The sequence below is a fragment of the Actinoallomurus acanthiterrae genome (assembly GCF_054775715.1).
The window spans coordinates 5,032,509-5,046,844 of the sequence record NZ_BAAHCO010000001.1 but is presented as its reverse complement, the minus strand read 5'-3'; the positions used below and the strand labels follow the sequence as shown (position 1 = coordinate 5,046,844).

Below are 14,336 nucleotides of genomic sequence, written 5' to 3'. Positions count from 1 at the left end.
ACTGGAACGCGAGTCTCCTATCGCACGTAGGACATGCGCTAGGAATGGTGGGCCTCGTCCGCTGGAACAAAGACCGACACGACGATGCGTCGCGCGAACATGTCCGCTTCGCCGGGACCGGTGACGTCATAGGTGAAGTGCTGTAACGGCGACAGCGGTATGCCGCCGATCGTCACCGGATGCCGCACCTCGTAGATCGCCGGCCACGGACAACGGTGAAAGCTTCCGAGCCGTTCGCCGGTCCGGTCGGCCGCGAAGGCGATCGCCCCCATCCGCAGGGCCGCGTCGATCTGGGCCTGAACGCGGATCGTCGCCGGCGGGCAGGTGTCCGTGGCCCACATTCGCTCGAGGGCGGCGCATGCCCGCGGTGACGCTTGCAGGGTGTCGCGTTGGTGGGGGTCCGTGAGACACCACGGGTCCGTCTCCGCCGGTAGGCGGGCGACGAGGGAGACCGCCCTCGTACTGTCCCGTGCGTCGAGTAGATCCGGCATGGCGATGAACTGGCCGAACAGAAAGAGGGTTCGGACCGCATAGCGCAGGTGAAGGTCCGGTGGGGTCGGCACGGTCGCCGCGTCGCCACCGAGAGGCGCTCGCGCGGCGTACTCGATCGCGTCCGCGGCGCGGTCGAGGATCCGCCGGAACTGGTGGAGATCTTCAGGTCGGCGACCCGATGTCTGTGCGTAATCGGCCAGAGTGACCAGGCCGCGCGCGTGGATCGCGCGCGCGGCCGTTGCCGTCGCCGCGAGTAGCCGGCGATCGCTGGGCTCGTCCTCGAGCCAGGTCGGCGGCTCGGCGGGCAGACGTACGTGCTGATCGATCCGATAGGCCGAGTCGATCGCGGTCCGGCGGGCGTGAAAGAGCCAGCGCTCGACCTGCCCGAGAAAGGCGAGGATCCGAGCCGCCGCCCCGGACCGCACCGTTCCGTCGTCGTACGGATCGACGGCGTCGAGCAGGTGCTCCCCGAGCGTTTGCAGCACGTAGGCGTTCCAGACGCAGAGCAACCGTCCCGCGGCGGCGGACGCCGGAAGGAGGGAGCCGGTCGGCCGGCTGAGGTGTTCCCGTCTCCACCGTTCTGCGTCTTCGAGCTCTCGATGGACGAGACGCCCGGCACGACGGTAGCCCTCGAGGGTCTGTACGGACAGCTGACCCTCGAGTGCCCGCGTCGTTCGTACGTCTCCAGCGGAGGATCGCATTCCGCTCAGAGCCTCATGGCGAAGACGGCTTGGGGCGTTCAACGGCCGGGTGAAGTTCCGGGCCTTGATGAGCCCGCCATCTGCCGTGTGTCGGCGATGGCCGAGTGCAACGAGTCCCAGAAGGCGAGTTCGGCGTCCTCTTCCAGCTCAGAGATCTTCCCCCAGAACTCACGGTCCTCGGCCTGGGATGCCACGGCCTCGGTCAGAGCGGGCATGACGGCGGTGCTCGCGTCGGCGTCATCGAGGTGAGCCGTCGTGACCTCGGCCGGAAGCTCGACGGGAGTGCGGTGGTGCTTCCCCCGTTTGCGAAGCTGCACGCCGGGCGATGGCACCGGAACCCTGGACTTGGCGATGGCCAGCACGGCCGTGCCGAACACGACGACGGCCAACAGCCCGGTCAGAGCGGCCCCTTGCTCGGCGATCGGGCCCGGCTGTTCCGGACTGGGGTGCGACGTGCGGGTGACGTTCGCCGCCGGCGCGGAATCGCCGGTGAGCGAGGTGACCGACGGTGGTGGAGCCGAGTGCCGGGGCACGTACTTCTGCTCGGCCTGCCCGGTTTGCTTGGTCTGCTCGGTTTGCTTGGTCTGCTGCTCCGTGCCCGGGATCGGCTTGCCCTTGACCTTCACCTTCGCCGGGTAGCCGAACCCGACGACCTGGCCGATGTCGCGGGTGACCCTCAGGAGCGCGTCGTTGTGGTTGGCCTCGATCGTGTGCAGCGTGCGGCCGTCGACCCTCTCCACGATGCCGACGTGCTCGATGCCGCCGATGCTCTTGCTCCCGGAGAAGGAGAAGAAGACGATCGCTCCTGGCTCAGGCTTGTGCCCCCACGCGTGATGCTTCTGGAACCACAGCGCGTGCTCGGGGGTGGAGGCGAACTGCCCTGCCCAGTCCTGGACACCGGCCTTGTCGGCCGCCCAGGCCAGGAACATGTCACACCACGGGGCGGTCTTGTAGTAGGAGCCTTTGTCGACGTGCTTCCCGTACCAGTCTCCGAACTTGGTGTAACCGCCGCTCTTCTCCGCGTAGCCCAACTGGCTCTTGGCGATCTGCAGCAGCTTGTGCCCTACTGGATCCATTTCGCCCCCTATGCCGCCGACCGGGTTAGCTGACGGGTTCGGGCAAGGGAAGCCCTACCGCGTGGGCGGATTTACCCCAGAGAACATGGGTCCCCGGCTCCTGTGCCGCTGGCTGCAGCGCAGGATTAGGCGGGTCAGACCGTACCTCCCGGGATGGGAGGTAGATCGCAGTCCAACTCCGACGCAATGTAGTAGCAAGGTCATGATGACGGCAAGTCTGCCCCAAGGGGCGGCATAGGCATCACCGTCACCTAACTGGCGATATACCGAGTGAACACGCACGGTGACGCCGATCAGTCCCCTTCAGTCTCCTATTTGCCATCGGAGATCACTCCCTGCGGCTCTGGGGAGAATGCGTCTCACGCTCAGTTCCGCAGGCAGATGCACTGGCCGAGCCGTTTGTTGTACAGTCTTACAACTGTGCAAGCGTTATCGGCATGGCGGGGTACACCACCCGACATCCGGGGGCTCTCCCGGCGCATCACTCCGATGCCACGGCCGAGCATCGGAGAGCGCCCGGGCTGAACACCCAGGGCACATCGGCATCGCGAATGGTTAATTGCCGTTTACCGAATTCCGTCGCCGACCGAGCTTCTTTGGTCGCCTACCGGTGGTGCCGCTATTCCACTGTACACTTCGATTGGTGCTAAATTTTAGCCGTACAGTAAGGCATAATGGCCGGTTCGGGCCCAGGCGCGACAACTGCGTACTGGAATCTCGAGCTCGGTGACGTCGCGCGACCACACGGGGATCACATGGGCAATCAACGCCGGGCGTTAAGCGAATTCTCCCGACGCCGCGCGCTGCACGGCGGATTGGCCGCCACCGGCGGTGTGCTGGCCGCCGGGTACGGACTGGCCGCATCGTCGCCGAACTCTGGACGACAGGACGGTCGCCGCCGCTTCACGACCGCCACCGGAACGGAGCGACGTGGCTCGCCCACGTACGCGACGAGTCCGGGAGAGCACCCGATAGCCCTCGTCTACCGCGGGCCCGCGGCGATACCGGGATGCCCGGAGGCGGTCGCGGCAATGATCCGCGACACCGGATGGAACTTCGACGTCCGATACGTCGGTCCGGGCGAGTCGGCGAAGCTTTCCGCCGCCACGCTGCGCCGGGCCGCGTTGTACGCCCAGCCGGGCGGCGGAGACCTGGAAGACGGCTACCGGCACATGCGACCCCACGCTGCCGACATTCGGGCCTACGTGGCGGGCGGAGGCCGCTACCTCGGTTTCTGCCTCGGCGGTTACCTGGCCGGATCCACCCCGGGCTTCGGCCTGCTGCCCGGTGACGCCGACCAGTTCATCGAAAGTCCCGGCGCGAGCGTGCGCACGGACCAGGACACCGTCGTGGAGGTGCGGTGGCGGGATCGGCCGCGGCGGCTCTACTTCCAGGACGGCCCCTACTTCTGGATACGCAAGAGGGCGTCCGGCGTGATGGTGCTGGCGCGATACACCAATGGGCGGATCGCGGCGCTGGTGGCACCGTACGGACGCGGCCGGATCGGCGTGGTCGGGCCGCATCCCGAAGCCACGGTCGACTGGTATGAGGAGAACAGCCTGGTCAATCCGGATGGCATCGATCCCGCACCCGGACACGACCTCGTCGACGCGCTGATGCGGACCTGACCTCCACGACTTCAACGGAAATCCCGGTATGCCACATGTGATGGAGCCGCCTTTCAGATCGCCATGAGATGAAGCGGAAAACCGCTCCCAAGAGATAGGGCCGCTTCATTCAACGAGTCCGGATAGTCCCCGGAATAATCCTGTGTCGCTTTTCATCCCGCCGGATCGACCATGAATCCGGATGGGATTCTTCGTGCTGCCTCGGCAGTGACGAAACCTCGTCATCCCCCCTGTGAGGTTCACTGTGATCGAACGAACCGGCTCCGACCAAGGGTCTTCCGGAAACCGGCTCGGCCCCTCGGAAACACCCCTCGTACCCCGTCCACGCGATTCCCGCGCGCCCGGCCGCACCGAGATCTCGACCGGACCGCGACGGCGGAACGCCAGACGCCTCCACGAGTTCTTCGAGGCAAGCCGAGACGCCGCGCCCGACGCGGTGGCGCTGGAGTGTGACGGCGAGCGGTTGACCTACCGGGAACTGGACGAACGCGCCGACCGGCTGGCCCGCCACCTGGCCGGCCGGGGCGTCGCGACCGGTGACCGGATCGGCATCCTCCTCCGGCGCTCGACGATTCTCTACGTCGCCCTGCTCGCCACGCTCAAGGCCGACGCGACGTTCGTCCCGATCGACCCCGCATCGCCGCCCGACCGCGTCGCGTACATGGCGGAGGACTCGGCGCTGACGCTGGTCCTGTCGTCCTCCGACCTGGGGCCCTTGACCAGATGCCTTCCCTGTCCGGTGCTGGAGCTGGACACCGAGGGGACGGCGGCCGGTCCGCCCGTTCTCCGGCCCTCCCCCGGGCCTGAGGACGACCCGGCGTGCTACGTGATCTACACCTCCGGTTCGACCGGGCGGCCGAAGGGCGTCGAGGTCGCCCAGTCGAGTATCTGCAATTTCATCGAGGTCGTCCGCGACGTCTACGGCGTGCGACCGGACGACCGGGTCTATCAGGGCATGACCATCGCCTTCGACTTCTCGATCGAGGAGATCTGGCCGACCTGGGCGGTCGGGGCCACGCTCGTGGCCGGACCCACCGACGCGCGGCGGATCGGATCCGGGCTCGCCGAGTTCCTGGCGGAGAACCGCGTCACCGTGCTCTACTGCGTCCCGACCGTCCTGGCGACGATCGACCAGGATCTACCGCTCGTACGGACGCTGCTCGTCGGCGGCGAGGCGTGCCCGGCCGAGCTGGTCGAACGGTGGGCGCGTCCCGACCGCAGAATGCTCAACACCTACGGACCGACAGAGGCCACCGTCACCGCGACCTGGGCCGAGCTGCGCCCGGGCCGGCCGGTGACCATCGGCCGGCCGCTTCCCACGTACCGCATCGTGCTCCTTGACGAGAACCTACGGCCGGTGCCGGACGGAGCTGTCGGCGAGATCTGCATCGGCGGCGTCGGGGTGGCGCGTGCCTACCTGGGCCGCCCAGAGCTGACCGCGGAGCGCTTCCTGGACGATCCGCGCATCACCGGAGGAGGGCGGCTCTACCGCACCGGCGACCTGGGGCGCAGGCTGCCCGACGGCGAGATCGAATACCTCGGCCGGGCCGACAGCGAAGTGAAGATCCGCGGCCACCGGGTCGACCTCCAGGAGATCGAGAGCGTCGTCCTCGAGGAGCCGGCGGTCACCGGCGCCGTCGTCACACCGCACCCCGGCGGCACCGGCGAACTGGTGGCCTACGTGACCCGGGGGGACGCGGGCGCGGACGCGGACCTCGCACCGCGCATCCACGAACGCCTGGGCAAGCGGCTTCCCGCCTACATGGTCCCGACGTTCCTCGAGGTCGTCGGCTCCCTGCCGATGCTCCCCAGTGGGAAGGTCGACCGTAAGAGCCTCCCGGCGCCGAGCGGGAGGCGGCTGATCGCCGCCGGCGGGCCGGCCGTGCCGCCCGCGACCCCGACCGAGCAGTTGCTCACCCGGGTGTGGGCGGCGGTGTTCGGGCTGGAGGCCGAGGACGTCTCGGTGGAGGCCGACTTCTTCCTCGACCTCGGCGGTCATTCGCTACTCGCCGCCCAGGCGGCCTCCCTCCTCCGCAAGGAGGAGGCTTCGGCGCACGTCTCGGTCGCCGACCTCTACGCGAATCCGTCGATCCGCCGGCTGGCCGGCGACATCGACGCGACCGCCCTCACGGCACCGGGCGCCACGGAGCACCGCCCAGAACCCCTCAGGCACCGCACCGCACGCGTCGCCGGAGCCGGCTTCGCTCAGTCCGCCGCGATCTACCTGCTGCTCCTCGTGCTCGGGCTCCCCGTCGCCGCCGTCTTGGGCGCCAACCACGGCGCGCTGAACATGTCCACTCTGTGGGGACTGGTGCTCACGATCCCCGTCACCCTCGTCGCCGGCCGGTTCGTACTTCCCGTCGTCGGCATCCGGCTGCTGTCACCCGGGCTGCGTCCCGGCACCTACCCGCTGTGGGGAACGACCTTCCTGCGCCTGTGGGCGGTGCAGGCACTCGCCGCGCTGGCGCCGATCGGCACACTGAGCGGATCGCCACTGCTCGCCCCGTACCTGCGGCTGCTGGGGGCGCGCGTAGGACGGCGCTGCCACCTGCTCACCGCCGCACTGCCGGTGCCGTCCCTGTTGGAGATCGGCGACGACGCGTGCATCGGGTACGGCGCGCAACTGCAATGCGCTCACGTGGAGCACGGCCGCGTCGTCATCGACCGGGTCTCGGTGGGCGCCCGCGCCTTCGTCGGAGCGGGCGCGGTGCTGCAGCCCGGCACCCGGATCGGCGACGACGCCGCGCTCGCCGAGATGTCCCTCGCCGCCCGCGGCCAGGCGATCCCGGCCGGCGAGTACTGGACGGGCTCTCCGTCGGCACGATGCGCCGAGCCGGACCCGCTGCTGCGGGAGATGAGCACGCGGACGGCCCCGGACTGGACGGGCGCCGCGTGGGTGGGCTTCGCGGCGGCGTGCGTCCTGCTCGACCTGCTGCCACTCGTCGCCGTCGCACCGGCGTTCGCGTTCACCGCGTGGGCGCTGGGCAGCGGCGGCCGGACCGCCGGGCTGCTCGGCTCGCTGCTCTCCGGTCCGATGTACGTGGTCGCCACCTGCCTGACCGTCGCGACGGGCAAGCGGCTGGTGCTGCGCGCCACACCTGCCGGAATCCATCCGATCGCCTCGTCGCTCGGGTTCCGCAAGTGGATGAGCGACCGGCTGTTCCAGATCAGTCTCGCCACCACCAACGCGCTGTACGCCACCCTGTACACGCCGCCGTGGCTGCGCGCGCTCGGAGCACGCATCGGCCGCCGTTCGGAGGTATCGACCGCCTCGCACCTCGACCCGGACCTCCTGACCCTGGAGGACGAGAGCTTCATCGCGGACATGGCCGGTGTGGGCGGTGCCACCTACCACAACGGGCACGTGGCACTCGGGCGTACGGTCGTCGGCCGCCGCTCGTTCGTCGGCAACGCCGCGCTCCTGCGGTCCGGTACGACCGTCGGCGACGGGTCGCTGGTCGGCGTGCAGACGATGGCGCCGCGCGGCGGAGTGCCGGACGGCACCTCCTGGCTCGGCTCCCCGGCGATCCGGCTGCCGCGCCGGCAGGACAGCGGGAACTTCGGCGAGGAATTGACCTTCCGGCCGTCCCGGCTGCGCGTGTTCGAACGGCTGGCCATCGAGCTCTGCCGCATCGTCGTCCCCGGGACGCTGCTGGGCACGGCCGCCTACCTCATCCTCCTCGGCGACGCCTCCCTCGCGCGGACGCTCGGCATGGCAGGGGTGCTGCTGCTGGCCCCCGCGGTGACGCTGCTCGGCGGACTCGGCACCGTGCTCGCCGTCGTGGCGCTGAAATGGCTCATCGTCGGGCGCTACCGGCCACGAGTCGAGCCGTTGTGGAACCGGTTCGTCCGCCGCACCGAGTTCGTCACGGCGCTGTACGAGACGGCTGCGGTACCGGCGCTCCTGGGCGCCCTGGCCGGCACCCCGATGCTCGGCTGGGCGCTGCGGATGTTCGGCGTCCGCGTCGGCCGGCGGGCCTGGATCGCGACCACCTACCTGACCGAGTTCGACTTGGTGCACATCGGCGACGATGTCGCCGTCGGTCACGCGACCTCGCTGCAGACCCACCTGTTCGAGGACCGGGTCATGAAAATGTCCTACGTGCTGCTGGAGACCGGAGCGAGCGTCGGTGCCCGGTCGGTCGTGTTGTACGACGGCGTGGTCGGCGAAGACGTGATCGTGGATGCGCTGTCGCTGGTCATGAAGGGGGAGCGACTTCCCGGCGGCACGGCCTGGTCCGGCATACCCGGCCGGCCCGCGACACCGTCCGCCGCCGTCTCACCGTCCCCGTGGACGAGCGGCTCGAGATAGTCCCAACGACGGCGCTGATCCCGCAGCACCCGAGAACGCCGATGAGCTCACCGCGCTGCGGGCTCCGCGGAGCCGCCCGTAACGAGGTCGGCGCTTGCGCAGGCGTTGCCGGCGTCGCCCATCTGCCGATACGCGGTGGACGCAGCGGTCAGGCATTCTTTTCCCGCTGCGGGGTCTCCCGACTCGATCAGGCAGAGGCCCAGTTGGTGAAGGGCTCGTGCTCGCGAGTACCAGGCCTTCTGCTGGTGGGCGAGTTCGAGGCTTCGGCGGGCGTCCTGGATCGCCGCGTGATGGTCGCCTTTCCGGCTGCGGGCGGCGGCAAGGAGATAGAGCGACCAGAGCTCGGTGATCGGGTCCTGGAGGTACTGGCCGGTCGTCTGGGCATTCGTGAGCTCGGTGATCGCGTCGTCGACGGAGCCGGTCGCGAGGTGTTGTTCACCGAGGTAGATGCGCGCGGATGCCACCCAGAAACCATCCTCCAGCGCGGCGAAGCGCGTGACGGCTGTTCTCAGGAGGTCGATGGCCTCGTGGTGGCGGCCCGACCTCCCGTAGGCGACACCGAGGGCCATCATCGATCGCCCCTCTTCGTGCCCCGTCCCGTGCGTGGCGGAATGGCGCAGGGCCTTTTCCAGGGAGCTCCGTGCGGCGGTCAGATCGCTCTGATAAATGGCGGTCATCCCGAACAGCCAGTCCGCGAGCCATCGGGTGACCTGGTCGTCGTCGCGGATCGCGGCCGGGCGCAGGGCCTGCCCGCAAAGGCGCATCTCGCCCCAGAAGCCGCCGACCATGAGCGGAACGTACAGAGCGTCGGCGAGTGATCCGGCCAGCGCCGCCGGCAATGCCGGGTTGCTCGCCACCTGGTTCAGGTAGGCGACCAGGAACGGCAGGTTGTTCTCGATCCAGTCCTGCGCCTGGGGCCAGGACGGGTTGGGCGGGGCCATGCCGACGAGCTTGTCCGTGAGCGCGCGAGCCAGGCGTTCCAGAGCGGCCAGCCGTACGTGGGCTGGTTCCGCGTCCAGCCGTTCCCGCGCGCAGTCGCGCAGGAGGTCGTGGAACTCGTACCTGCCAGGTCGCACGGAGGTGAGCAGGTTGACGTCCACCAGGCTTTCCAGAAGCCGTTCCGTGGTCGCGGGAGGGAGGCCGAGCATGGCCGCGACCATGCTCGCCTCGAGGTAGGGCGTCTCCAGCAGGGCCGCGAACCGGTAGACCTCGGCGGCGGCCTCCGGCAACGCCCCGTAGCTGAGCGAAAAACTCGCTCGTACGCTCAACGCGCCGACGACCAGTTCGTCGAGGCGGGAGTCGCGCCGGCCGAGTCGTGAGGCCAGGTCCTCGATGGTCCAGTTGGGCCGGGTGGCCAGCCTGACCCCGGCTATCCGTACCGCCAGCGGCAGGCGCGCGCAGGATTCGATCAGCGCGGCGGCCGCGGCGGGCCGGTCCTGGATCCGGGACTGCCCGGCCATCCTGCCGAGCAGTTGAAGCGCCTCGCCTTCGGCGAACGCGCTCAGTGCGATCCGATGGGCTCCGGGGAGATCGCCCAGCGTTCCCCGGGTGGTGATCAGCGTGGCGGATCCCGGTCCGGCGGCGAGCAGCGGAGCGGCCTGCGCGGCGTCGCGCGCGTCGTCGAGCATCACCAAGACGCGGCACCCGGTCAGCATCGACCGGTACATCGCGACCCGATCGGTGACCGCGGCCGGAATGGCCTGGCCGGAGACACCCAGTGCGCGCAGGAATCCGCTCAGTATCTCCCCGGGAGCCGCCGGATTTCTGCTCCAACCCTGCAGATTGGCGAACAGGATGCCGTCGGGAAAGCAGTCGGCGAGTTGATGGGCGGCGTGGACGGCCAGGGCGCTCTTGCCGACCCCCGGCGGGCCGGACACCACGGCCGCCGGCGTGCCGCTGCCGATCCCGGCCCGCAGGTGCTTCAGCAGATCTGCCATTTCCCGCGTACGGCCGGTGAAATCCGTGAGGTCCGGCGGGAGTTGCCGCGGGATGAGTGGCGTGGCCGCGGCGCCCCGGTCAGTGGGAGAGCCTTTGAGCCCATGGACCGCCACGGGGTCCGGCTGCTCGCCGACGAGGATGGCCTGGTGGGCTTGCTGAAGCCGAGCCCCGGGCTGAATTCCGAGTTCATCGCGGAGCAGCCGCTGGACGTCGCGATAGGCGGCCAGTGCTTCAGCCTGCCGGCCGGCACCGTGCAGTGCGCTCATGAGCTGCGCGTGGAACGTCTCACGAAACGGGTGGGCGGTCACCAGCCGCTGGAGCTCAGTGATCGCCTGGGAGGCGCGGCCCAGGTTGAGCTCGGCCTGGATGCGCCATTCCACCGCGTCCAGTCGTTGCTCGACGAGCCGCTGCCCCTCCCCCTGGTTCACCCGCGCGGAAAAGACATCCGGCAACTCCTCCCCGCGCCACAGCGCCAAGGCATCGGCCAGTTGCCGGGCGGCGGCACGGAAGTCACCCCTCATGAGCGCGGCGTGCCCGGCCCGGCGCAGGGACCCGAAGGCGTGCACGTCGAGGTCATCACCGGCGACATCGATCAGATAGCCCGAGCCGCGCGTGACGATGCGGGCTCCGGCGACGGCGCCGAGGGCCTGCCGCATCCGCATCACGTGGTTGCGCAACGCGACGAGCGCACCCGCCGGCGGACCGCTGTCCCACACTGCCTCCACCAAGTCGTCCACACCCACCGAATGCCCGGCACGCAGCAATAACGTCGCCAGGACGATCCGCTGTTTGGGACTCGGCAAGGTCCGGACGATCTCACCATCATGGACGTACAGCGGTCCCAGCAGCTTCCACTCCATGGTGCCCCCGCAGATACCCCGGCCGCTCCAGCGCCCCCAGACGCGTGTGATCGCGGTGTGATCGCGACATTAACCCGCATGGCAATGCTTAGCCAGACAGCGGCCACTCCCCTGGTCTTTCAGCCCGCCTGCGGTTCGCCGACTACCAGCAGAATCTGGTGATACGTCAAAGATTTTTTGCCTAGACAGGGGGATGTCGAGGAGGGCCATCGCCGTGTCATAGGGGCAGCCGAGGCGGGTCCAGGCGTACGCGGCGGATGCCGGGTCGCCGGGATCCGGCTGGATGCAAGCTCCGAACTGGGGCAACGGATGGATCTTGAAGGTGTTCGCCGCATGCCCCGGCTGAGCGAACCCCAGCGACAACGCGGCCGCCGCGACACTCGTCGCGAACGCTGAGACGACCTTGTGTTTGCTGAACATGACCACTCCCGATCCTGCTCGAAAGATGCTCCGGCGGCCGATCCGCCGACACCGCCGAATCTGGCCGACGGCGTTGAAACGGCCCTGACACGGCCTTGAAACCAGCAGGCCGACTGGGCATTCAGCCTCCCGGCCGTGCCACGGGCGGTCGGCGGGCAATCGCGCTGGATCGCTCCGAATGTGGAGTACGAGCGAGTAGTGGGGTGCTCCAGAGCCTCCGAATTACGTCGAACGCGGGCCTCAGAGCGTCTCAGCATCCGGACCACGGAGTGAAGGAGGTGACCTATCTTATCGCGAGACCCAAGTCGATTCAACTGCTTGACATCCACCACTTCCAGCCGTGAAACTAACTGCAAGATCACCAAGGTCGAATGAACCCGGCCAATGATGGTGCATAGTCGCACATTTATCACTGAGACTTCCGTCAACCACGCTACGAAATCCTACTTCGATTTTCGATATCGTCGGATGGAGCCCAATGTCTCTGCCATTGACGCTCATTGTGGGAACCGGAAGATGTGGGTCCACGATGATGACCCGGCTGCTGTCAGAACATCCGGATGTTCTCGGTCTGAGTGAATTCTTCGTCTCATTGGGTCCGTCGGCGTTTCCCGAAGGGGCGCTTGATGGCTCGGCTTTTTGGAAGATCCTGTCGAGACCTCACCCCGTCGCCAGTCTTCTGCGGAAGAACGGCGTCTCGACTCCGGAGTCCCGACCGAACCTCCATGGGCGTCTGCCCGGGGGCGATGTCCCGGCCATCAGCATGGAGGCGCTCCCCCGCCTCACCGACGCCCCTGACCTGCTGTACGACCGCTTGGAATCGGAGGTGCCGAGGTGGGAGCGCGCATCGGCGGCGGAGCACTACCTCCATCTGTTCGCATGGCTGTGCGACCGGCTCGGCCGCCGCACGGTCGTGGAACGTTCCGGCAGCGGGCTGGAGATCCTGCCCCAACTACTCCGCTGCTTTCCAAAGGCCCGATTCGTGCATCTACACCGCACCGGTCCGGACTGTGCGTTGTCCATGAGCCGGCACCCGGCGTTCCGGCTCGCGGTGATAACGGACCGTATGCGCGAGCACCTCGGCGAAGACCCGTACCACGAGCCGTCCGAACGACACTTCCGCGCGTTGCCCGATGACCTGCGTCGTTTTCTTCCGAAAACCTTTGACGCGGCCGCCCTTGGCGAGGAACGCATTCCACTGGCCGACTTTGGGCGGCTCTGGTCCGAGCGGATCCTGAACTCCATGCCCTACCTGGCGTCGCTCCCCAGCCACAGACTCCTGCGTATGTCCTATGAGGATCTCCTGGCGGAACCCGAGAGTGAGCTGCTGAAATTCGCGCGGTTTGCGGAGTTGCCACACCCCGAAAATTGGGCGCGTACGGTATCCGGCCAGGTGGACGGCGCCCGCGCCGGTGGCTCGCGTGGCCTACCCGAGAGTGAACGTGCGGAGCTCGTACGCTCATGTGAGCCGGGAATGCGAGCACTCGGACTGTCGTAAGGCCCGTGTCCGTTGGTGAGGGGTCGCATGAAGGACCGGAAAACGAGCTCTGAGATCGCCGACCAAATCTCGGCTTTTATTCAACAGCGCTTTCTGTCTGATGAACTTAAAGGGACCTTCGACCAGACGAGCCCGTTGCTGGAGCTGGGAATTCTCGACTCGCTGAATACGGCAATACTGCTGAATTTCATTCGCCGCGATCTGGGTATCGCGATGCCGGCCGCGAACATCGACTCTACGACCTTCCGTGACGTACGCGGTATCGCTGCGGTGGCCGCGGAGTTCGGCACCGCCTCCCGCGATTGACCGTCCGGAAGAAGGACCAGATCGTCATGTCGCATGATCGAGGAGCGCAGCGTGCAGACGGCGGACATGTTCATCAGCGGGGTCGGAGTCCATCTTCCGGAGCTGGTCAGCATCGGCTGGGCCGTCCGGCAGGGGCTGTACTCCGCCGATGAGGTGGAGCTGCACGAGTTGGCCGGGGCCGCGGTGGCGGGAGACGTTCCGGCGCCGGAGATGGCGCTGCGGGCGGCAAGGAGCGCGCTCACGCGTGGTGGGCACGATCCGGCGGACCTGGACCTGTTGCTGTACGCGGACACCTGGCATCAGGGACCGGACGGTTGGCCGCCGCACGCTCATCTGCAGCGCCACCTGACCGGCGGCGATGTCTTCGCGGTAGAGGTACGGCAGGGCTGCAACGGCATGTTCACCGCGCTCGAGCTCGCGGCGAGCTACCTGCGAGCCACCTCGGAGCGACGGTCCGCGCTGCTGGTCTCCGCCGACAACTACGGAACTCCTCTGATGAATCGATGGCGGATGGGGCCGGGGTTCGTCGGCGGCGATGCCGGCAGCGCCCTCGTTCTCGGCAAAGAGCCGGGCTTCGCCCAGTTGCTGTCGGTCTGCTCGAGTACCGTCGCCGAGGCGGAACAACTGCATCGCGGCGGAGAACCTCTCTTTCCGCCTGGCGTGACCGTCGGCCGATCTCTTGATTTCGGCGCCCGGAATGCGGAGTTCCGGCGCCAGACGATCGCCGAGGGCGGTGGCACCGCGGCTCTGCTGGACATCCAGCGTCAGCTGATGGCGATCATCGATCAGGTCCTGTCCGAAAGCGGGATCACGGTCGATGCCATCGCCCGCGTGGCCTTTATGAACTACTCGCGCGAGATCGTCGAACAGCGTTGCATGGCGGCACTGGACCTGCCCATGTCGAAGTCGACCTGGGAGTTCGGCCGAACTGTCGGTCACTGCGGCGCCAGCGATCAGATCATCGCGCTGAACCATCTGCTCGAGACGGGCGAACTGCGTGCCGGCGATCACGTTCTGCTGCTCGGCACCGGACCCGGCGTCATCGTCTCCAGCGCCGTGGTCAAGATCCTCGAGACCCCTTCATGGGTCTGAACTTCGCGTTCTG

General features: G+C 68.1%; 9 protein-coding genes and 1 riboswitch. Of the genes, 5 read left to right on the top strand and 4 right to left on the bottom strand.

The genetic code is table 11. The features are described 5' to 3' along the window. Positions 1-38 precede the first annotated feature (38 nt). Together ACYVF7_RS24090 and ACYVF7_RS24085 are read right to left on the bottom strand one after the other, a co-directional pair. Entirely contained in the window at positions 39-1,193 is a 1,155-nt protein-coding gene (locus ACYVF7_RS24090; protein WP_460344767.1) for a hypothetical protein, read from the bottom strand. Positions 1,194-1,231: 38 nt separating this feature from the next. Beyond that, positions 1,232-2,269: a CHAP domain-containing protein gene (locus ACYVF7_RS24085; RefSeq protein ID WP_460344765.1), complete on the bottom strand. Its 1,038-nt coding sequence runs from the start codon at positions 2,267-2,269 to the stop codon at positions 1,232-1,234. Beyond that, positions 2,269-2,411: riboswitch (cyclic di-AMP (ydaO/yuaA leader) on the bottom strand. (Overlaps the previous gene by 1 nt.) A 613-nt stretch (positions 2,412-3,024) precedes the next feature. Between ACYVF7_RS24085 and ACYVF7_RS24080 the strand changes: the two genes are divergently transcribed. Both ACYVF7_RS24080 and ACYVF7_RS24075 read left to right on the top strand, forming a co-directional pair. Then, positions 3,025-3,897, top strand: a complete 873-nt coding sequence (locus ACYVF7_RS24080; RefSeq protein ID WP_460344763.1) for a BPL-N domain-containing protein — start codon at positions 3,025-3,027, stop codon at positions 3,895-3,897. A gap of 244 nt (positions 3,898-4,141) precedes the next feature. Continuing rightward, positions 4,142-8,209: a Pls/PosA family non-ribosomal peptide synthetase gene (locus tag ACYVF7_RS24075; RefSeq protein WP_460344760.1), complete on the top strand. Its 4,068-nt coding sequence runs from the start codon at positions 4,142-4,144 to the stop codon at positions 8,207-8,209. A 47-nt stretch (positions 8,210-8,256) separates the two neighbouring features. Here the strand turns inward: ACYVF7_RS24075 and ACYVF7_RS24070 are convergent, their stop codons facing one another. Together ACYVF7_RS24070 and ACYVF7_RS24065 are read right to left on the bottom strand one after the other, a co-directional pair. After that, the gene (locus ACYVF7_RS24070) at positions 8,257-11,007 is read right to left on the bottom strand and encodes an AfsR/SARP family transcriptional regulator (RefSeq protein ID WP_460344757.1); all 2,751 of its coding nucleotides are present in this window, start codon (positions 11,005-11,007) and stop codon (positions 8,257-8,259) included. 69 nt (positions 11,008-11,076) lie between these two features. Continuing rightward, positions 11,077-11,427, bottom strand: a complete 351-nt coding sequence (locus tag ACYVF7_RS24065; protein ID WP_460344754.1) for a hypothetical protein — start codon at positions 11,425-11,427, stop codon at positions 11,077-11,079. A 529-nt stretch (positions 11,428-11,956) separates the two neighbouring features. Here ACYVF7_RS24065 and ACYVF7_RS24060 point away from each other — a divergent pair. The 3 genes from ACYVF7_RS24060 (at position 11,957) to ACYVF7_RS24050 (ending at position 14,323) form a co-directional block, all read left to right on the top strand. After that, positions 11,957-12,925, top strand: coding sequence for a sulfotransferase (locus ACYVF7_RS24060; protein WP_460344752.1), 969 nt, complete (start codon positions 11,957-11,959; stop codon positions 12,923-12,925). Between the two features lie 27 nt (positions 12,926-12,952). Beyond that, a complete protein-coding gene (locus tag ACYVF7_RS24055) occupies positions 12,953-13,231 on the top strand; it encodes a phosphopantetheine-binding protein (RefSeq protein WP_460344749.1) in 279 nt (92 codons plus the stop codon). Positions 13,232-13,384: 153 nt separating this feature from the next. After that, a complete protein-coding gene (locus tag ACYVF7_RS24050) occupies positions 13,385-14,323 on the top strand; it encodes a ketoacyl-ACP synthase III family protein (RefSeq protein ID WP_460344746.1) in 939 nt (312 codons plus the stop codon). Positions 14,324-14,336: the final 13 nt, after the last annotated feature.